We start from the raw sequence: 17,970 nt of genomic DNA on the forward strand, positions 1-17,970 counted from the left end.
TTTGCCCAAACGTGGTTTAACAAGGGGGCATAAATGGACATTTTTGCAAATTGATTATCAGGGGTTTTCAGATGGTTAAAATTATTTCACAACATGTTGACACGTTGAAAGAACACTATTATATTTCTAGTGATATTGATGATGCAGATTTTAAAAAATATTTAGGTACTGTTGATGATTTGATATATTTAAAAAAACAATCTCAAGAACGAGCAAACGAATACAATTCTGATAAAGTTATCGTCAATTTTGGCGTTCATAAATTTGAAGTTTTGCCTACGTCAATTTCTGGTTTTAGTGTTGTTCTTGTAAATAATGATATTACTATCGCTTTACGTAAAACAAAAAATAAAATTAATTCTTCGCCTTTAATGAAAGTTGAGTATCGTGCAGAATTTTTGGCACGTTATGGCTATGTTAAGTGCATTTCAATAGTTAATAATTTTGTAAAAATTCATTTGTTATCTTCATATCTTTTGAAAATACCTGAGATACATTTAGCATGTGATATTCAAGGTTACAACTTTACACATCTAGATTTTTATCGATTGCGTACGAGAGCAAGATTAGCACAAACGCATGAAGATGTTAGTGAATTTGCTAAAGCTTCTGTCTATGGTGGTATTACATCGTTTAGCGGTTTCACGTTTGGTGGTGGTGATTATCATTTAAGAGTTTATAACAAATCATTAGAGATTGATAAGAAAAAAGAGAAATCTTTTGTAAAAAGTTATCTTTGGCAAAATTGTTTAGATTATGATGAAAATAAAACTGTTTGGCGTATTGAAATTCAGTTTAGACGAGAGAAGCTAAAAAAATTAAAAAATGCAGATAGTTATAACTTTGATGATTACTTAACAGTTTTAAATAATATTCCCGCTCTGTTTGATAAGGCTTTGACTGATTTTAAGTTGCTTGATTTAGATGAGAAAACAGTTTTTAATCTTCTTCGTGGTAAGCGTACTTTGAGAGATGGTACTGAGAAATTATTAACTAAATATGCTATGCAAAAGATATATCAAAGAGCTAATGTTCTTGATTTTTGGGAAGACATGAAAGTTTGGAATGGTTATCGAATGAGTGGTGTATCAACTTCTTTTAAAGTACCGCAAAAAGGTTCTTTAGATTACGTTTCAAATAGTATTAAAAGTTTATTTTCTACTATGAGTAAGTATTATGGTTCAATATCTCAAGATACTTTAATTCAAGCATTCAAAGATAGTAATTCGAAGAATTATCAAGATAAAGAAATCTCTTTGTTAGAAGATTGTATTAATAAACAGCTAGACTGGTTCGAAAAGATAGATTATTGCAGATTTAACGGCGTCGTTTCGGTTCCTGACTATCAAGATTTAGAGAGAAGCATATATACAACTGTTTATAAAGCTAGTGATAGCGTTTATGATGTTCTATATAGTCCTGAATTGGTAGAAAAATTGGATTCTAGAGCTTTATTTCATAATAAAGGAGGTGTTTCTATATAAATGGCTTATGATTTTGGAAGATATTTCAAGCCTAAAGAGTTTGAATGCGGTTGCGGATGTGGTGGTCTTGATATCAGTCAAAAACTAGTAGATAGATTAAATACTGCTAGGGAGTTGCTAAAGCAACCTATCGTAATAAATAGCGGTTTTAGATGTTTAGAGCATAATAGAAAAATTGGCTCTGAGGATAGTTCCGCACATGTTAAAGGTCTTGCAGTTGATATTAGAGCAATAGATAGTAATTACCGTTACAAATTGCTAAATGTCTTGTTTTTTTGTGGTTTTTTTCGCATCGGTATTGATAAGGATTTTATACATATTGATATTGATGAAAGTAAACCTCAAAAAGTTACTTTTTTATATTAAAAATAAAGGATTTAAAAAAAAATGTTTACTTTTCAATGGTTAATGCCGCTAGTTTTTGATTTAATTAGAGGTTACATTAATTCAACATCATCTAAGAGTGATGATGAAGTTTTGTCGATTATACAATATGGTGCTAGTTATCTAGCTAACAAAGATAATAACACGCTGTCTAAGTATGATGCTGATTTGTTATTAAAAAAAGAAATGAAATAAAAGAGGATTAAAAAAAATGTTAACATTAAGAGAAATAAAAGGCTCTGTACTTACTCATGCCGAAATGGATTCAAATTTTAAGGAAGTTTTAAAATTGCAAAATTTTCTTAATATTATATTGAGTGTTAGTTCTTCACCTATGGTAGATGTTCTTTCAGGTTCTGACTTAATTAATTTAAGTGAATCAAATTATAATGATTCTGTTACTTGTATTAAGACTTTTGATTCAGTATTTAAAAGCGTTGTTATGCTAGATTTTAATACTGTTCAGTCTAAGCAGTTTGACTTTACTGCTACAATGTATGACTTGTCAAGTGTTCAAAATATAAATACTGCTAATAGTCGTCTTGTTTTTTTTGATGAAAATTTTAGTTTTATTTCTAGTTTAGATTTGTTGCCAAACGCTACAAATGATGCTTATTTTGTTAGTTTAGATATGTCTGCATATTCTAATCTTCGCTATTCTTTGTTTTTTATACAGAGTGATATTGAGCAGATGGAAGCAAATTTTACTGTCAATCAGATTATTGTTGGTTAGGTTTGAATTATGAGTGAGAATTATGTTGAAGCAAATTATACTGAACTTGATTATGTCGTAGGCGATTCTGTATCTACTGTGGTTTGTGATTTGTCTTTGGTTAGTTCAAAAATCGATAGTAATTCAGTCGATTTGAAAACAATATTAGATAATTTTAATAGTATGCTAAGCGTTGTAAATAATAGTTTTTCATCATTGCATGCAAATATTTTTAATTTGCTAGCTAAAGTAGAAAATAATACAAGTGATTTGATAAATATTAAATCATATTTATTTTCTAATAATTTTATTTCGCTTAATGGAAACGGTTGTGAGTTTCTGGACGGCACTAATGTCAAAGTTGCAGGTCGTGACGTCGTCTATAGTGTTGCAAGAAGTTTTGTATCTTTATATTCCGACAACGGCTATACAGTGCATTATGACTTAGTTTCTGACGACGGTTACAAATTAACAGTTCCAGAAGCACTCTTGACAAAATATGTGTAGGCGGTGTAGAATGTTCAAAAAGTATAAAGGTTGTTTTTATGGAAATGCTTTTAAAAGTTTTAAATTCAGTTCACTTGTGGCGAGGTATTGCCATAGGTTCTTTATTGGCTATAATAGTAAATTGCAAATAGTTTCATGTAGTAGGGGCTTTTAATGGTGGCTCCACTGCTTGTTCCCATTTTTGAGGCTTTAGCCGCTGGTGCTGCTTATGAAGTTGTAAACAATTATATAACTCGCTCAGTAAATCCAAAAGGCGCACCTGATATAAATCCTATCCCGACATCAAAACCAAAAACTGCTACTATTGCAAGTAAAAAGCAAAATTTAGCTAATTTTGCTATGGGTGTTTCTTGTATGTTGTCTGATGCAACTACTTCTACTATAGAATCTACTACGAAAGGTGTTGCGAATGCAGAATCTATCTCAGTTGAGCAACGCACTAAAACTACACAGCTGTTGGATAATTCTTCTGCAAGTCCATTGTTGACAAATCAAGTTTTCATTAAAGATAGTATTGACAAATTAATTGACGCTATCAATACAAGTTCCTTAGTTACTGCTTCCGTTTTCGGAACTCTTGATGTTAATTTGTCTGTTATCGGTGCTTCGTTAGCTTCAATTTCTGCTACTCTTATAGATGTATCAGAAAATTATCAAGAAGATTTAACAAACACTGGTGATACTCCATATATAAATACTTCTGACTATTATAAGATGTTGTCAAGTTCTGGCGTTTCTGCTGACGAGGTTTCAAGATTACAAACAGCTGAAAATGCTTATATTGAAACTATGAGAAGTCAAGGTGCGAGTTATTCAGATATTAAAAAAGCTTTAATTAGTTGGCGTCAACAAAATGTTCCATCATCAGCTCAGCAAAAAATTGATGATGATATTAACGGTCTTTCGAGTGGTATAACTTATAAAACTGTTATACGTTCAACTACGAGCGGTGAAAATTTAACTGAATATATCCCTAGTAATTCTTCTGTTAGTTCTGTTGCAAGTGTTTTAGAAGCACCATATTTAGAAGAGTGGGCAAATTCTCAAAAATTAATAAATGACGGTATTTTGACTTTCGGTTCTGATATCGTTGGTCGTTCATACAGTGCAAGAACGCAAAAAGATGAATACGCAATTACTCAAACTGAAATTAGAGATTTGGACGGTAATGTAGTTGCCATAATGAAGCCTGTTGAAATTCAAGCAGTGAAAAATTCTACTGACGCTAGACTTAGAACTGATATGAATAATTTAGAGTTTGATAATGATGATTTTGATATGAGCTTAACTCCTGATTTAGACTTGTCAAAGCTCTTTCAGTTTGATAAGAAATCAACTCGTTTAAACGATATTGTTTCGTCTTTGGGAGGTTCTATTTGAGCATCGGTGCGATTGGTCAAAATTCAGTAAGTGAGTTTTTTGAAGATTTAACATACCAGGTTGGCTACAATGAAGCACGCTCACAAGTTCAAAATCTTGTTAAAGATGTTGAGAGTGACGCGGTTAAAAGTGCTCTTGAAAGTTCTATGAACATTCTTACTATGGGTTTAATGATGCTTTTAATTAGGTCTCAAGAAGATTTTGTTCAAAAAGTGTTTACTCTCGCTCAAGGTTTAGTTGTTATTGCTTTAGCTTCGGATTTTGCGCAAAAAACTAAAAATAAATTGCAGAATTTTCGAGGCTTTAAATTTTTAAAAAAGTTTGAACTCTTTCAAAAATCATATGCTGATAGAGTTGCAACTGCTCAACTTGTTTTGGACGGTGCAAATGCTCATTTTAGTGCTGAACGTTTAACGCAAAACGAGGGTAGCACTATTGATAGTGTAATAAGACAAAAAGAACATATCGTTAACCGTGAATCATTTCATTTGAATGTCGCTGATAAGATGGCTAGTAGATATAACGATACTCTGCTTTTTAAAATGTTTACAAAATCGTTTACTTCAAATGATGAAACTATGATAAAGCGTATTTTAGGACGTGACACTGCATCGTCTATAACTGCTGACGAGTTGAATCATGTTGCTGACTTCATGTACGTTACGGATTCCGCTGGTCACGTAACTGGTCTTAGCGAGCAGTTCTTAACTTTGTTGAATGGCTTAGGCTATGTTTATAATAAATAAGAGGTGAAAAAATGGCTATAAATTGTGAAGAAGTTTCAGCTGAAGAGTTGAAAAGATTAAGAGATATTCAAAGACTTTTACAGGCTTTAGTTCTTGCCCTGTATGGCACTTTAGATTCATTGCATTTGGAGGAGGTTTTGTAAATGATTTCTACTCTTTTTTGCTGTGAATCTTTTCTTTTGGATTATTTGTCGATTTATCAACCTGAGCATGAAGACCAGTTGTATCCTAAGGGAATGACTTTTGGTAATTCGTATGTACAACTTTTTTTTATTGGTAATTTTCCTGGTTTTGATCCTATTGTACATCAGCTAGAAGTTTTTGTTGAGATTCCTTTTCGTGTTCTGTCTTCAGATGTTACTTCTTTTTGGAAATTACCTAATTCTTTGCAAGTTCTTGGCTATTCTTATTATCGAGATTCTGAAAATCATCCTTTTTATGCTGATTACGTATTTACTCGTTGTGATATTGATGAGTTTATATCGCTTTTGCGTTTGTTGTTTGATAGCTATAACGGTCATTTAGGTAAAATATATTGTGTTTCTGATGAAACTTTTTATGACGTTTCATGTTCTTTAACTTTTGATATGTTTATGTCTTATGTTTATCCAAAACTAACTTTTTTGAGTACTCCTGATGCCTAAATACAGAATCCAATTAAAGCAAGGAAAGCGCACTATCGTTGAGCATGCAGAGTTTAAGTCGCTCTCTCATGCCTTAGATTTTTACAGCACGCTTTCGACTATGAAAGTAACTGAAATACTAAGAGTTGAATATGAAGATTTGACTGAAAACATACCTATTGATGATATGAATTATAATTCACTTTTCAAAGGCTTTATAAAAAATGATGAAACTAGAATGAGTAAACAAGTTCTTCATCATAATATAAAATTGACTAAATCAAGTGATGATGTTTTTGCAAAGATTAAAGAATGTATGGACATTTCTGGCTTAAATGTCGATAGTGTTTATTGTTCACTGTTTAAAAAGTAGTTGAAAAATGACACGTTCAGAAGCAAAACTATTTTTTCAACGTTTAGATATTAATCTTGATAATGATGAAGTTAGTTGTTTTAAATGTTGTAATCCACTCTATTATAAATCATATTCATATCGCTGTATAAATAATCATACTTATAATTACCAAACGCTTGTTTTTGAATATGCAAAGTTTTTAAATGATTTAAAAGAAGATGTAGCAGATAATAAAATTTGCTGTGTTCAATTTTAAGCCTATTTTAAAAAAAATAGCACATTTTTTGAGGATTAAGTTTTTTTTTAAAGTCAAAAAGGCTACTGCTGTTTCTACATTGCGTAGCTTTCTTCCGTTCCCTTCATCGTCATACCGACTTTATAAATTTTTTAGCTTAGAATGTCCTTGTGTGGGACTTCGTCCCCCATAAGGACACTGTAAGCTAATAAAATTTAATAATCAAAGGTTGACTATGTAGGGTGCGGAAAAAAGTTGCGCTTTGGAGATTTTAGCTTTCTTTTGTTTAGCAGATTCAGATTTTGCTGTCTTAGTTTCTATCGGCGGTTATTGTTTTATGCGTTAAAAATTTGTAATGTTTGTTTTGAAAAAAAATAAATTACACACTCTTTAAAAAAGTGTTTACTTTATCCATTTAAAACCACGTTGAATAGTGCATTAAAAAAAAATTCTTCACACCCTGTGAAATAAAAAAAATAACTTCATACTTTCATCACTTTAAGCTACTTCACGTATCACTTAAAGAATAAAAAAAAAGGTTATCGCAAATGATAAAGCAAAAGATAAACGGTAAAAGTGCCGGAACTGCTTATGCCGCTATGACTACGGCTGACTTTTCTTTACTTTCTCCTCTATTGGCTGGTGTAAGCGAATTATTTATAAAAGTCGCTTCTGGTGGTACTGTTGCTAACATCGCAACTCCAAATTTTAGACGTTTTTCCGTCGGTAAAAAAAACATTGATGGTGTAACTATCTCGAAGGCTTTCACTCTTCCACATTGTAAAACAACTGTGAAGGATGATGATATTAGAACTCAAACGATTGGTTTGTTTGACGTAGATTACAATTCTTCTGTTAAGTGTGAATATTGTAATTCAATTGGTAATTCTAGTAGGGGGTAATAAATGTCAAAAAGTTTAGTAATTAACCGTTTTAGCGGAAAAAATCACTCTATCACTCTTCCATGCGACGATACAGTTGCCGCAACTTTTGCAAGTGCAGTATTAGATGGAGAGTTTGCAGTTTACAGTCTAGCGACTACTAGCGGTGCTTCCGACGTTGAGACTTCTTACAAAGATATGCAAATCATGGTAAAAAATTCAACTACCGCTGAAAAAACATATCTTAATATCAAAGTTAAGGCAAATAAGTCTGAGGAAGACGTTTTTGCAGTCTTAATCGGTATGACTATCAACGGTGTTGTCGTAGATGAGGCTTTCGTCATTTCAAATAGATTAATTACTGCGTAATTCTTCTATGACGATTGATTTATACATGGGGATTTTAGGCTTTTTGTTTACTTTCCTCACATACTTTGCGTATGTTACCTCTCGTTTTGCTAAATTAGAAAGTGAAGTCAAACATCTTAGAGATGATATTGAAGACTTTCACGAAATTAAGCAGATAGTTTATGAGATACATGCTCAAAATAAAGTTTTGTTAAATATAAAATCTTCTTCTGTCTAGTTTCTACAAAAAAACATCATATAGAGCATTTTAAACGCTCTGTATGATAAAATCTCAAAAAAAACCTCAAAACCTTGACAAACATTACGGAATTTGTTATTGTCACTTTGGTATAATTGCTGCATTTTTATAAAAGGCACAAAGCAAATGATGGCATCAGACATTCAAAACTTCTCCGATGGTCGCACTAAAGCAAGAGCCTATTTCTGCTATCTTTTTTCAAAAAATATTCAAAACAGGATGCCTTCTCTTAGTCAAGAGATGGTAATGATTGGGCTTTTAAAAACAAAAGAGGCACTTGAAAAATGCGAAGGCGTCTATCTGCTTGACAGCAGCGGTGTACAAATTTCTCCAACGTTTACGGCAACAAAACGCATTGATGATGATGCTGGAAGGATACGTGCCGACCGTGCATACTACTATCGTGCCGTAAAAGAGGGAAGATGCACAATTACAGATCCGTATCCGTCGCTAATAACTGGCGATTTGACGGTTACGGTATCGCAGCCCGTTTATGATGAAGAAGGAATACTAAAGTATGTAGCATGTCTTGATATGCCGCTTGAAGAAGTTGTAAAAATTTCGCACTCTACGATGCTTGACCGCTTTTTCATCTCTCTTTTTAGATATTCGTACGCATTTTTTGCATTTGCTCTTATCTCTGTTGCGGTGCTTCTGTTTGTCAAAGGTGCGCAGAGCTTTTTCTTCTATGAGATTTCACCGGATCATTTTAAGATAAAAGATGTCTTTGAAGCGACTATCTTACTCACACTCTCTCTTGCTATTTTTGACTTGGCTAAAACGCTTATAGAAGAGGAGATTTTGGGAAGAAGCAAAGAGCATAGTATATCAGGACCGCACAAAACAATGGTACGGTTTTTAGGTTCTATCATCATAGCGCTCTCCATTGAGGCTTTGATGCTTGTCTTTAAGTTTGCTATAACAGACCCGGAGAAGATACTCTACTCCATGTATATCATATTAGGAGTTTCAATGCTCTTGGTGACGTTAGCCATTTATATAAAATTTACAAAACTAAAGATTGAAGAATGATAGGAATTGTTGATTATAACATGGGAAATTTGGCAAGCGTGCGTAATGCTTTTGCCAAAGTAGGCGCACAGACGGTTGTAGAGAGCAACCCTGAGAGATTTAAAGAGTATGACAAACTTATACTTCCCGGTGTCGGTGCTTTTCCGGATGCGATGGAGCATCTAAGAGAGAGAGGGATGATAGAGGCTATCAAAGAGTTTGCTGCTTCATCTAAGCCCATACTCGGCATTTGTCTTGGAATGCAACTGCTTTTTGAGAGTTCTGAGGAGTTTGGCGAGCATGAAGGCTTGGGTCTTATAAAAGGCAAGGTTGTTGCATTTGATACCTCTAAATTTGATAGAACACTAAAAGTTCCGCATATGGGGTGGAACAGAATGTTTACCAAAGAACACCCGCTTTTTAATGGGCTTGACGAGGAGCATTACCTCTATTTTGTCCACTCCTACCATGCAGTATGTGCAAATGAAGAGGATGCAATAGGTAAAACTGTTTACGGATATGAGTTTACCTCTGCAGTTGCACATAAAAATATCATGGGCATCCAGCCACACCCGGAAAAAAGCCATCAAAACGGGCTGAAAATACTTGAAAATTTTACAAAACTATAGGAAAAATATATGACGTTATATCCGGCGATTGATTTAAAAGACGGTAAGGCTGTTAGACTTACAAAAGGGCTTATGGATAGTGCAAAAGTCTATTCCGATGAGCCTTGGATGCTTGTAAAAAAGTTTGAAGAGATGGGAGCAGAATGGGTACACCTTGTTGATTTAAACGGTGCTTTTGCCGGTGAGCCAAAAAACTTGGAACAGATTGTTAAAATCAGAGAAAACTGCAATGTAAAGCTTGAGCTTGGCGGTGGCATAAGAGACGAAGCAACAATCCAAAAAATGTTAGAAATCGGCATAAATCGTATCATTTTAGGCTCAATAGCAGTTAAAAATCCTGCATTTGTCAAGGAGATGGCGGCAAAATATCCTATCGCAGTCGGTATTGATGCCATTGACGGATTTGTCGCCGTTGAGGGATGGGGCGAGGTTAGCAAAATGCGCGCAACTGACCTTGCGCGTGAATTTGCCAATGCGGGAGTTGAAGCGATTATCTGTACCGATGTCTCGCGTGATGGAACTCTTGGCGGTGTAAATGTTGATTTTACACTAGATATTGCACAGGCAAGCGGCATTACTACGATTGCAAGTGGCGGTGTTAAAGATGAGAGTGATATAGAGGCACTTATAAAGACAAATGAAGTTGGCGGAGTTATTATCGGCAAGGCTTATTATGAGGGAACATTAGACCTTGCAAAAATGTTTAAAACTTTGCTTAATGTCAAAATAAATAAAATTTAGGTATTATTATTGCTTAAAAAATTGCAAATATTTATAGAAAAGGATTTCGTTTGAAATTACTTATTGTTGATGATAGCTCTACTATGCGCCGTATTATAAAAAATACCTTGCAGAGACTTGGGCACAAAGATATATTTGAAGGCGGAGATGGTGTAGAGGGGTGGAATACACTCAATACAAATCCTGATATTGATATGTTAATTACCGACTGGAATATGCCGGAGATGAATGGGTTGGAACTTGTAAAAAAAGTACGTGCAGATGAGCGTTTCAAAGATCTTCCTATCATCATGGTAACAACAGAAGGCGGGAAAGCGGAAGTTATTACTGCGCTTAAAGCAGGTGTGAACAACTACATAGTCAAGCCATTTACGCCACAGGTTCTGAAAGAAAAACTCGGTGCTGTTATGGGTATAGAGGTGTAATGCAAGAGTATTATTTTGAACTAATCGTTAACGTCTCTTCCCACCACGACCTTTTTTCAGATTTTTTAGCAGATACTTTACCGGTTGGATTTGAGGAGACGGATGGTGGTTTTATTATCCGAAGTGAAGATGAGCTTGACACCATTGTGTGGGGGCTGGAGCAGTTTAGAGAAGCTTTGCAAAAAGCAACCGGCGAGAACATAGAGCTTGAGTGCAAGCAGGAAAAACTCAAAAACAGTGACTGGGTAAAAGTGTACCAAGAGAGCATACAGCCTCTTGTTATCGATAAGTTTTATATTCACCCCACATGGGATGCTCCAAATCCGGAATTAGTCAATATTGCCATAGATCCGGCACTTGCATTTGGTACAGGGCATCACCCGACCACCGCTTCAGCGCTCAGAGCAATTTCGAAGTACGTGAAAAAAGGCGACAGGGTTTTAGATGTCGGTTGCGGAAGCGGCATTTTAGGTGTTGCAGCACTTAAAGTCGGTGCACTTGTTGATGCATGTGATACAGACATCGCTTGTGTAGAAAATAGTCAGTTAAACTCAGATTTAAACGAAGTAAAATTTGAACATTTATGGGAAGGCTCTTGCGCTTTAGCGTCTGGTAAGTATGATGTAGTCGTTGCCAACATAGTAGCCGATGTTTTGATATTCATAGCAAATGATTTGAAAAGTGTTGTAAAAGAGGGTGGAATCCTTATTTTATCGGGCATTTTAGAAAAGTATGAAGCTAAAGTTTTGAAATTTTATCAAGGGTTTGAGATTCTTGAAAAAATTGCTCAAGATGAGTGGGTAACACTTATACTCAAACAAGGTAAAAAATAGAAATGCAAAACAGTAACAATAATAATGATAATAATTTTTTCAATAAAAATCCGCTTATAACTTTTGCGATTTTCTCAGTTGTTATCATCTTGCTATTTAAAGCACTTATCGGTGAAAACAGCGCCTCTGATGCAGTAGTGTCAACAAGCAAAAGAGCAAAGCAGATAAGCTACTCTGAATTAAAATCGCTCATAGAAGCAAAAGATGTAAGCAAGGTGGAGATTGGTCAGAGCTACATCAAGGCTCATTCACCGGACGGTGCAACGCTATATACAACGCGTATAGTTCATAGTGATACAACACTTACTCAAGAGCTTGACAAACAAGGGATAGAGTATAACGGTTTTAGCGAAACAAACTGGTTTACAGAGATGTTTGGCTGGCTCTTTCCATTTTTAATCATAATCGCAATATGGATGTTTTTTGCCGGGCGTATGCAAAAGAGCATGGGTAGCGGTATTTTGGGTATGGGTGGTTCAAGAAAAATGATAAACTCTGAAAAGCCAAAAACAAAGTTTGATGATGTTGCAGGCGTTGAAGAGGCAAAAGAGGAAGTTCAAGAGATTGTTGATTTCTTGAAGTATCCGGGACGCTATGTTGAGATTGGTGCAAAGATTCCAAAGGGTGTTTTGTTGGTTGGAAGTCCGGGAACCGGAAAAACTCTTTTGGCAAAAGCAGTTGCAGGGGAAGCGGATGTTCCTTTTTTCTCGGTAACCGGTTCTAGTTTTATAGAGATGTTTGTCGGTGTTGGTGCCGCACGTGTGCGTGATCTTTTTGAACAGGCAAAAAAAGATGCGCCAAGTATCATCTTTATTGATGAGATTGATGCGATAGGAAAGAGCCGTGCAGCCGGTGCAAACATGGGCGGTAATGATGAGAGAGAACAGACTCTCAATCAGCTTTTAGCGGAGATGGACGGATTTGGCACAGATACTCCGGTTATCATTTTGGCAGCAACAAACAGACCCGAGATACTTGACCAAGCACTTTTAAGACCGGGGCGTTTTGATAGACAAGTGCTTGTTGATAAACCGGACTTTGAGGGGCGTATAAAAATCCTTAAAGTGCACGTCAAGGGCGTGAAGATGGGTGATGATGTTGACCTTGAAGAGGTTGCACGCTTGACGGCAGGTCTAGCAGGAGCGGATTTGGCAAATGTCGTCAATGAAGCAGCACTTTTGGCAGGAAGAAAGAGCCAAAAAACAGTAACGCAAAAAGACCTTTACGAGTCGGTCGAGCGTGCTTTGGCAGGACTTGCAAAAAAATCGCGCCGCATCAATCCAAAAGAGAAAAAGATTGTTGCTTACCATGAGAGCGGACATGCGCTCTTGGCAGAGACGACGGTCGGTGCAAAAAAGGTTTCAAAAGTTTCTATCGTTCCTCGTGGACTTGCAGCACTTGGATACACACTCAATACGCCGGAAGAAAATAAGTTTATGATGCAGCAGCATGAGTTGTGGGCAGAGGTGGACGTGCTTCTTGGCGGGCGTGCGGCTGAAGAAGTCTTTATCAAAGAGATATCTACCGGTGCAGGAAATGACCTTGAGCGTGCAACGGATATCATCAAGTCTATGGTTCAAACGTATGGTATGAGTGATGTTGCAGGTCTTATGGTGCTAGAAAAGAGCAGACACTCTTTTCTTGGTGGATATGGACAATCACCGAGAGAGTATAGCGATAAAATGGCCCAAGAGATGGATACCTTTATCAAATCGTCACTTCAAGCGCACTACAAGATGGTCGTAGAGAGACTTCAAGAGTACAGAGGGGCGATTGAAGAGATAGTAAGACTTCTTTATAAAAAAGAGAATATTACAGGTGAAGAGGTGCGGGATATCATCATTAAATTTGAGAAAGATAACGGACTGACTTCAAAAGTTGTTACTATCGTTGATGATATTGAAGAGGAGCTTAAAACTGATGCCGCAATGGCTCAAGAAGTTGACAAAGGAGAGTTGGATGAAAAATAATCTTCTTCCGATTGCAAAGGAAGGGTGGAATTACGTTATCGGTTCGGTTATAGCGTTTGTTGTTTTTGCGCTTTTAGATTTTGACTTTTTAGAATTCTTCTCTTTTTTAGCGATACTTTTTTTTCTTTTTGTATTTAGAAATCCGGAGAGAGAACATTTGCTCTATCAAGAAGAGAGCGTTGTCGCTCCTATAGACGGAACGGTTTCATCAATTGAAGAGATTGTTGATGACGGCTATATCGGATATAAAGTTGTAATTGAGAGCAGTTATTTTAATGTGGGGCTATTGAGAGCACCATTTACTGCGACACTTGAGAATGTTGTAAACAAAAAAGGTGCAAGACTTTCAGGATTAAGCCCGCTCTCAGAGACTCTTAATGAACAGGCAGAACTTCTTTTTAGTGACAAAAAATCCCTTAACAAACTAAGGATTATACATAGGCTTAAGCAGAGTTTTGCTCCAATCAATGTCGATGCTACCGCTAATCAGACTATGATGCAAGGAACAAGATATGGACTTATGGTCAATGGTACAACGACACTTTGTCTGCCAAAAAACTTTCGATTAAACGTCAGCATCGGAAGTGAGCTTGTTGCTTCTGAAACACTTATAGGCTACTTTACGAGTGAGCCGAAAAAATAGATTTTAAATCCTGAGCCAAGCTCAGGATGACTTCTTGCCATTGTTTAAAAGATTCAATTACCGTTGCTTAGTCTTTGGTTCCTCTCAAACATTACCTTATCTGTATCGATAGTAAAATCAAAGTACTCCGAGAAGAAGTTGTTTTTATTGATTCTTGATAACTGAATAACTGCTCCCTCATTGTTTTTTGCTTCCATATAGAGCAGACCGAGTGCATATCGGCTCTCTAAAAAATTACTATCTTTCATTTTGGAGAGCTCCAAAAGAGCAATTGCGTTTTCATGATGGTTTGCTGCTATAGAAGCAACTGCGCCAAGAAAGAGGGTGTGTGAGTCTCTTATCTTATGGTTGTCGATAAGATCATTGTAGAGTGTATAGGACTCCTCGAATGCTCCATCATAGAGAGAAGCCAAAGCTAATGCACTTGTCAGGTCGGCTATTTGTGATGTTGATGATGCCAAGGCATCTTTGAGTTGTTCTCTTAGAAAGTAGAGTTTTCCGCTAATAAGATATTGTTGGATAAATAGATATCTTGCTATATGCGCCCCAAAGTAGAGGTCTTGATATGAAAACTCTTGTATTTTTAGATGGTTTATAACATCAAGCGCATATTTTTTGTCTTCAGAGGCATTAAAAAATGCATCAATATACATCATGTGCGGCAATATCTCATTTGGAAGCAGAGCGATTAGTTTATTTGCCGATTTTTGTGCAACGCCGCTGTTTTTTTGCTTGAGTGCAATAATGATATCCAGTGCAAGATAAAGAGATCTTTGTTGATAATCCTTCTCAAGCCAATCTGATGCCGCAAAAAAATTATCCTCGGCGACAAATAGAAGTGTTTTTAAAAGATCTGTCTCTTCGCTTGGAGCCTCATTTGCAATCTCATCTTTTATGATGGAGAGAAGTTTTGCACTCTCTTTGTCTGTAAGTTGTGCACACATAACTGCATATATACCGGAGATATAGTTTTTTGCATCTAAATTGTAAGAGCGTAAAAAATGTTTATGCGCCTCTACAAAGTTGCCCATTTGTGCGTAGGTAAGTCCAAGGTTATAATGCAGTGCAGAGTGTTTAGGCTGAATTTCTACAAGTTTTTGAAGCATCTCATTGGCTTCTCTGAGTTTGTGTGAGAGTGCTTTTTTAATTGCCTGAACAATCCCTAAATTTACATTTGAAGAGGAAGCGCTCTTTTGGAGATACTCTTTTGCAGCGTCTAAATTATCTATAAAAATAGTTGCATTTCCTTTGCGTATATAGCTTATAGTTTGATTTGCATTAAATATTTTATATGGAGAGAAGTAAAATATTTTCTGATAGTTTGTTGCTGCACTATTGCTTACAAAATTTCTATAGTGTTTTTGTGCTTCATCTGTCTTAAAAAGTGAATCTTGCAATTTAACCTTAATTGGATAGGGCTTATAAACCTCTTGCGCAAACAAATCTGTTACATTTTCTATCTCTTTTGCAGCTTCTTGTATTTGCCCGGATTTGAGGTTGACATAACCGATAGCAAGTTGCGCTTTCATTGGTTCTATACCTTGTTTGATTGCATTTTGCAGGTGTTTTTTTGCAAGAGGCAGATCCCCAACTCTTGCATAGAGAATTCCTAGACTGAAATCGTCGTTTTGTGAGTGGTTTTTTTCAAGACTTTCAATGGCTTTGATATTGTTTCCAAAAAGAGCGTTTATCTTTGCGCTAAGAGAGTTTTGGATATTTGCATACTCTTTTGTGGTTGGGTTGTTGAGTGAGCTTAGAGCCTCTAAATAGTTTTGATTGTAATAGTTTGTAAGTGTGTAATAGTAGGAGTAAAGCGGCGATTGTCTCTCTTGAGGCAGGTAGGCATGAGCCAAATCTATGTAATACCGAAAGCTTTTTTCATCATTTAGATGAAGTGAACAAACCGCCGCATTAATGGCACTTACGCATCGCTTTTCATTGTTTTGTATAGCTTTAGCAAATGATGCCAGAGCTGTTGCATACTGAGCCTCTTTGATTTGTGCAACTCCCAAATTGTAGGCGGAGACAGCCTCGCTGTAGTGTGCTATCTTTTCATAGAGCGAGAGTGCTTCGCTTTTAGAGCCTGTCGAGTAGAGATAGTCGGCTTTGGCTATGAGATTTTCTATCTTGCTTGGCTCTACAGGCTCCTCTGTTGGTTTGCTAAGCTTCTCTTCGATATTTTTAGTAGAGGTGCCTTCACTGTCTTGCGGTGGTTTTTTGAGTAAAAAATATGCACCTACGGCTATAGCGATAAGCAGTGCAGACACACCGGCTACGATGACTAAAATCTTTTTTTTATTTGCAGGAGAAGAGTTTTCTTGTGCTGCTTGAGTCTCTTTTGAGCTACCATCAGTGGTGGTAGCGGCGTCAGTATCCTCAATGATGATTATCTCTTCTTCTAGTCCTGCCATCTGTTGCCTTAGATTTATGTTTTTAATTAGTAGATTTTTTTGCAATCCCCTAAAGCTATAAAAAAGTAAACTTTTTGAGATATTTTAGCATTATACTCTTAGTTAATATATGGTTCCAGTGCCTTTGGTATAGTGATGCTTCCGTCTTCGTTTTGAAAGTTCTCCATAATTGCAACAAGTGTTCTGCCGACTGCCAAAGACGAGCCGTTTAGCGTGTGAACAAAAGAGTTTTTCTCGCCGTCTTTAAATCTGATTTTTGCACGTCTTGCTTGAAACTCTCTGGTGTTTGATACCGAACTTATCTCTCTGTAGCAGTTTTGCCCCGGAAGCCACACTTCCAAATCGACTGTTTTTGCTGCACCAAATCCCAAATCCCCACTGCAAAGCGTCATAAGACGGTGGGGAAGTTCAAGCGCACTAAGCAAATTTGAAGCAGTTTGTACCATCTCCTCAAAAACTTTATCGCTATCCTCAGGTTTTGTGATGCTTACAAGTTCTACCTTGTGAAATTGGTGTTGACGTATCATCCCTCTTGTGTCTCGCCCCGCAGCACCAGCTTCTTTACGAAAACATGAAGTGTAAGCAGTCATCTTGATGGGTAGTTTTTCAGATGGTAAAATCTCGTCTTGGTAGAGGTTGGTAACAGGAACTTCCGCCGTTGGAATCAAGAAAAGCTCTTGGTCTTGAACCTTGTAGAGATCGTCTTCAAATTTTGGAAGCTGTCCCGTTCCTTCAAGTGCGGCTCTGTTGACTAAAGATGGCACGCTTACCTCTTCAAAGCCTCTTTTTGAGTTGAAGTTCAGCATAAAGTTTATGAGGGCACGCTCTAGTTTTGCACCCATCCCAAAAGAGACGCTAAAGCGGCTTGTAGCGAGTTTTACGCCTCGCTCAAAATCTATCCAGCCGTTTTGTTCAGCCAGTTCCCAATGCTCTTTGGGAGTAAAACTAAATGTGCGTGGTGTGAGAACTTTTTTTATTTCCACATTTTGGCTGTCGTCTTTACCTTCTGGAACATCATCATCGGGAATATTTGGGATGGACATCGCAAGGGCTTCTAGCTCCTCTTGTCTTATCCTCTGAACTTCAAGTGCTTCACTGATTTTGACTTTATTTGCATCGACTTTTGCTTTAAGCTCACTTACGTCTTTACCCTCTTTTTTATAGACGCCAAACTCTTTGCTCATTGCATTTTGCGCTGCTTGAAGTGTCTCATAGGAAGCTTTTGCGCTTTTGAGTTCCTCATTTTTTTTCTTTAAAGTATCAAGCAGTTCAATACTCACACCTTTACGCATAAGTTTGTCGCTTACACTTTGAAAATCTTTTTGAAGTAGTTTTAAATCAATCATAGTTGTCCTAAAAAAATAAGTCTTGTATTATAGCAAAATAAAGCATT

General features: G+C 36.4%; 23 protein-coding genes. 21 read left to right on the forward strand and 2 right to left on the reverse strand.

Annotation, left to right across the window (positions count from 1 at the left end):
• Nucleotides 1-71: 71 nt before the first annotated feature.
• The 21 genes from PHY84_RS06380 to PHY84_RS06480 all read left to right on the forward strand — a co-directional run bounded on the left by PHY84_RS06380 (nt 72) and on the right by PHY84_RS06480 (nt 14,166).
• Nucleotides 72-1,484 carry a hypothetical protein gene (locus PHY84_RS06380; protein WP_299858533.1) on the forward strand — a complete coding sequence of 471 codons (1,413 nt, stop codon included), beginning with the start codon at nt 72-74 and terminating at the stop codon, nt 1,482-1,484.
• A complete protein-coding gene (locus tag PHY84_RS06385; protein WP_299858534.1) occupies nt 1,485-1,850 on the forward strand; it encodes a D-Ala-D-Ala carboxypeptidase family metallohydrolase in 366 nt (121 codons plus the stop codon).
• Nucleotides 1,851-1,871: 21 nt separating this feature from the next.
• Complete coding sequence (locus PHY84_RS06390) at nt 1,872-2,063, forward strand: hypothetical protein (protein ID WP_299858535.1); 192 nt, start codon at nt 1,872-1,874, stop codon at nt 2,061-2,063.
• A 16-nt stretch (nt 2,064-2,079) separates the two neighbouring features.
• Complete coding sequence (locus tag PHY84_RS06395; RefSeq protein ID WP_299858536.1) at nt 2,080-2,601, forward strand: hypothetical protein; 522 nt, start codon at nt 2,080-2,082, stop codon at nt 2,599-2,601.
• Nucleotides 2,602-2,610: 9 nt separating this feature from the next.
• Complete coding sequence (locus PHY84_RS06400; protein WP_299858537.1) at nt 2,611-3,087, forward strand: hypothetical protein; 477 nt, start codon at nt 2,611-2,613, stop codon at nt 3,085-3,087.
• Between the two features lie 153 nt (nt 3,088-3,240).
• A complete protein-coding gene (locus tag PHY84_RS06405; RefSeq protein ID WP_299858538.1) occupies nt 3,241-4,467 on the forward strand; it encodes a hypothetical protein in 1,227 nt (408 codons plus the stop codon).
• Complete coding sequence (locus tag PHY84_RS06410) at nt 4,464-5,213, forward strand: hypothetical protein (protein ID WP_299858539.1); 750 nt, start codon at nt 4,464-4,466, stop codon at nt 5,211-5,213. The genes PHY84_RS06405 and PHY84_RS06410 overlap by 4 nt, the downstream gene beginning before the upstream one ends.
• Nucleotides 5,214-5,224: 11 nt before the next feature.
• Nucleotides 5,225-5,356 carry a hypothetical protein gene (locus tag PHY84_RS06415; protein ID WP_299858540.1) on the forward strand — a complete coding sequence of 44 codons (132 nt, stop codon included), beginning with the start codon at nt 5,225-5,227 and terminating at the stop codon, nt 5,354-5,356.
• The gene (locus PHY84_RS06420) at nt 5,357-5,857 is read left to right on the forward strand and encodes a hypothetical protein (RefSeq protein WP_299858541.1); all 501 of its coding nucleotides are present in this window, start codon (nt 5,357-5,359) and stop codon (nt 5,855-5,857) included.
• The gene (locus PHY84_RS06425; RefSeq protein WP_299858542.1) at nt 5,850-6,209 is read left to right on the forward strand and encodes a hypothetical protein; all 360 of its coding nucleotides are present in this window, start codon (nt 5,850-5,852) and stop codon (nt 6,207-6,209) included. Before PHY84_RS06420 ends, PHY84_RS06425 begins: the two co-directional genes overlap by 8 nt.
• 7 nt (nt 6,210-6,216) lie before the next feature.
• Nucleotides 6,217-6,447 carry a hypothetical protein gene (locus tag PHY84_RS06430; RefSeq protein ID WP_299858543.1) on the forward strand — a complete coding sequence of 77 codons (231 nt, stop codon included), beginning with the start codon at nt 6,217-6,219 and terminating at the stop codon, nt 6,445-6,447.
• A gap of 527 nt (nt 6,448-6,974) precedes the next feature.
• Nucleotides 6,975-7,328, forward strand: a complete 354-nt coding sequence (locus PHY84_RS06435) for a hypothetical protein (RefSeq protein WP_299858544.1) — start codon at nt 6,975-6,977, stop codon at nt 7,326-7,328.
• Between the two features lie 3 nt (nt 7,329-7,331).
• A complete protein-coding gene (locus PHY84_RS06440; protein WP_299858545.1) occupies nt 7,332-7,676 on the forward strand; it encodes a hypothetical protein in 345 nt (114 codons plus the stop codon).
• Between the two features lie 7 nt (nt 7,677-7,683).
• Complete coding sequence (locus PHY84_RS06445) at nt 7,684-7,893, forward strand: hypothetical protein (RefSeq protein WP_299858546.1); 210 nt, start codon at nt 7,684-7,686, stop codon at nt 7,891-7,893.
• A 147-nt stretch (nt 7,894-8,040) separates the two neighbouring features.
• Nucleotides 8,041-8,946 carry a PDC sensor domain-containing protein gene (locus PHY84_RS06450; protein ID WP_299858547.1) on the forward strand — a complete coding sequence of 302 codons (906 nt, stop codon included), beginning with the start codon at nt 8,041-8,043 and terminating at the stop codon, nt 8,944-8,946.
• Nucleotides 8,943-9,554 carry an imidazole glycerol phosphate synthase subunit HisH gene (gene hisH, locus PHY84_RS06455; RefSeq protein WP_299858548.1) on the forward strand — a complete coding sequence of 204 codons (612 nt, stop codon included), beginning with the start codon at nt 8,943-8,945 and terminating at the stop codon, nt 9,552-9,554. The genes PHY84_RS06450 and hisH overlap by 4 nt, the downstream gene beginning before the upstream one ends.
• A 9-nt stretch (nt 9,555-9,563) precedes the next feature.
• Nucleotides 9,564-10,295 carry a 1-(5-phosphoribosyl)-5-[(5-phosphoribosylamino)methylideneamino]imidazole-4-carboxamide isomerase gene (gene hisA, locus PHY84_RS06460; RefSeq protein WP_299858549.1) on the forward strand — a complete coding sequence of 244 codons (732 nt, stop codon included), beginning with the start codon at nt 9,564-9,566 and terminating at the stop codon, nt 10,293-10,295.
• Between the two features lie 50 nt (nt 10,296-10,345).
• Nucleotides 10,346-10,720, forward strand: a complete 375-nt coding sequence (locus PHY84_RS06465; protein ID WP_299858550.1) for a response regulator — start codon at nt 10,346-10,348, stop codon at nt 10,718-10,720.
• The gene (locus PHY84_RS06470; RefSeq protein ID WP_299858551.1) at nt 10,720-11,553 is read left to right on the forward strand and encodes a 50S ribosomal protein L11 methyltransferase; all 834 of its coding nucleotides are present in this window, start codon (nt 10,720-10,722) and stop codon (nt 11,551-11,553) included. The genes PHY84_RS06465 and PHY84_RS06470 overlap by 1 nt, the downstream gene beginning before the upstream one ends.
• Before the next feature lie 2 nt (nt 11,554-11,555).
• Entirely contained in the window at nt 11,556-13,523 is a 1,968-nt protein-coding gene (gene ftsH / locus PHY84_RS06475) for an ATP-dependent zinc metalloprotease FtsH (RefSeq protein WP_299858552.1), read from the forward strand.
• Nucleotides 13,513-14,166 (forward strand): phosphatidylserine decarboxylase, encoded by a 654-nt coding sequence (locus tag PHY84_RS06480; RefSeq protein ID WP_299858553.1) that lies wholly within the window; start codon nt 13,513-13,515, stop codon nt 14,164-14,166. Before ftsH ends, PHY84_RS06480 begins: the two co-directional genes overlap by 11 nt.
• 53 nt (nt 14,167-14,219) lie before the next feature.
• Here PHY84_RS06480 and PHY84_RS06485 read toward each other — a convergent pair whose 3' ends face one another.
• Both PHY84_RS06485 and serS read right to left on the reverse strand, forming a co-directional pair.
• Nucleotides 14,220-16,577, reverse strand: a complete 2,358-nt coding sequence (locus PHY84_RS06485) for a tetratricopeptide repeat protein (RefSeq protein WP_299858554.1) — start codon at nt 16,575-16,577, stop codon at nt 14,220-14,222.
• A 98-nt stretch (nt 16,578-16,675) separates the two neighbouring features.
• Nucleotides 16,676-17,923: a serine--tRNA ligase gene (serS, locus tag PHY84_RS06490; RefSeq protein ID WP_299858555.1), complete on the reverse strand. Its 1,248-nt coding sequence runs from the start codon at nt 17,921-17,923 to the stop codon at nt 16,676-16,678.
• Between the last annotated feature and the right edge of the window lie 47 nt (nt 17,924-17,970).

The sequence above is a fragment of the Sulfurimonas sp. genome (assembly GCF_028694605.1).
Lineage (GTDB): Bacteria > Campylobacterota > Campylobacteria > Campylobacterales > Sulfurimonadaceae > Sulfurimonas.

What these genes read in the sequence shown, in the direction of transcription:
- PHY84_RS06380 (WP_299858533.1), top strand. Translation starts at nt 72, where the DNA reads ATGGTTAAAATTATTTCACAACATGTTGACACGTTGAAAGAACACTAT.
- PHY84_RS06405 (WP_299858538.1), top strand. Translation starts at nt 3,241, where the DNA reads ATGGTGGCTCCACTGCTTGTTCCCATTTTTGAGGCTTTAGCCGCTGGT.
- PHY84_RS06485 (WP_299858554.1), bottom strand. Translation starts at nt 16,577, where the DNA reads ATGGCAGGACTAGAAGAAGAGATAATCATCATTGAGGATACTGACGCC.
- PHY84_RS06390 (WP_299858535.1), top strand. Translation starts at nt 1,872, where the DNA reads ATGTTTACTTTTCAATGGTTAATGCCGCTAGTTTTTGATTTAATTAGA.
- PHY84_RS06395 (WP_299858536.1), top strand. Translation starts at nt 2,080, where the DNA reads ATGTTAACATTAAGAGAAATAAAAGGCTCTGTACTTACTCATGCCGAA.
- PHY84_RS06385 (WP_299858534.1), top strand. Translation starts at nt 1,485, where the DNA reads ATGGCTTATGATTTTGGAAGATATTTCAAGCCTAAAGAGTTTGAATGC.
- PHY84_RS06470 (WP_299858551.1), top strand. Translation starts at nt 10,720, where the DNA reads ATGCAAGAGTATTATTTTGAACTAATCGTTAACGTCTCTTCCCACCAC.
- PHY84_RS06415 (WP_299858540.1), top strand. Translation starts at nt 5,225, where the DNA reads ATGGCTATAAATTGTGAAGAAGTTTCAGCTGAAGAGTTGAAAAGATTA.
- hisH (WP_299858548.1), top strand. Translation starts at nt 8,943, where the DNA reads ATGATAGGAATTGTTGATTATAACATGGGAAATTTGGCAAGCGTGCGT.
- PHY84_RS06430 (WP_299858543.1), top strand. Translation starts at nt 6,217, where the DNA reads ATGACACGTTCAGAAGCAAAACTATTTTTTCAACGTTTAGATATTAAT.
- PHY84_RS06480 (WP_299858553.1), top strand. Translation starts at nt 13,513, where the DNA reads ATGAAAAATAATCTTCTTCCGATTGCAAAGGAAGGGTGGAATTACGTT.
- PHY84_RS06445 (WP_299858546.1), top strand. Translation starts at nt 7,684, where the DNA reads ATGACGATTGATTTATACATGGGGATTTTAGGCTTTTTGTTTACTTTC.
- ftsH (WP_299858552.1), top strand. Translation starts at nt 11,556, where the DNA reads ATGCAAAACAGTAACAATAATAATGATAATAATTTTTTCAATAAAAAT.
- PHY84_RS06425 (WP_299858542.1), top strand. Translation starts at nt 5,850, where the DNA reads ATGCCTAAATACAGAATCCAATTAAAGCAAGGAAAGCGCACTATCGTT.
- serS (WP_299858555.1), bottom strand. Translation starts at nt 17,923, where the DNA reads ATGATTGATTTAAAACTACTTCAAAAAGATTTTCAAAGTGTAAGCGAC.
- PHY84_RS06400 (WP_299858537.1), top strand. Translation starts at nt 2,611, where the DNA reads ATGAGTGAGAATTATGTTGAAGCAAATTATACTGAACTTGATTATGTC.
- PHY84_RS06450 (WP_299858547.1), top strand. Translation starts at nt 8,041, where the DNA reads ATGATGGCATCAGACATTCAAAACTTCTCCGATGGTCGCACTAAAGCA.
- PHY84_RS06435 (WP_299858544.1), top strand. Translation starts at nt 6,975, where the DNA reads ATGATAAAGCAAAAGATAAACGGTAAAAGTGCCGGAACTGCTTATGCC.
- hisA (WP_299858549.1), top strand. Translation starts at nt 9,564, where the DNA reads ATGACGTTATATCCGGCGATTGATTTAAAAGACGGTAAGGCTGTTAGA.
- PHY84_RS06440 (WP_299858545.1), top strand. Translation starts at nt 7,332, where the DNA reads ATGTCAAAAAGTTTAGTAATTAACCGTTTTAGCGGAAAAAATCACTCT.
- PHY84_RS06420 (WP_299858541.1), top strand. Translation starts at nt 5,357, where the DNA reads ATGATTTCTACTCTTTTTTGCTGTGAATCTTTTCTTTTGGATTATTTG.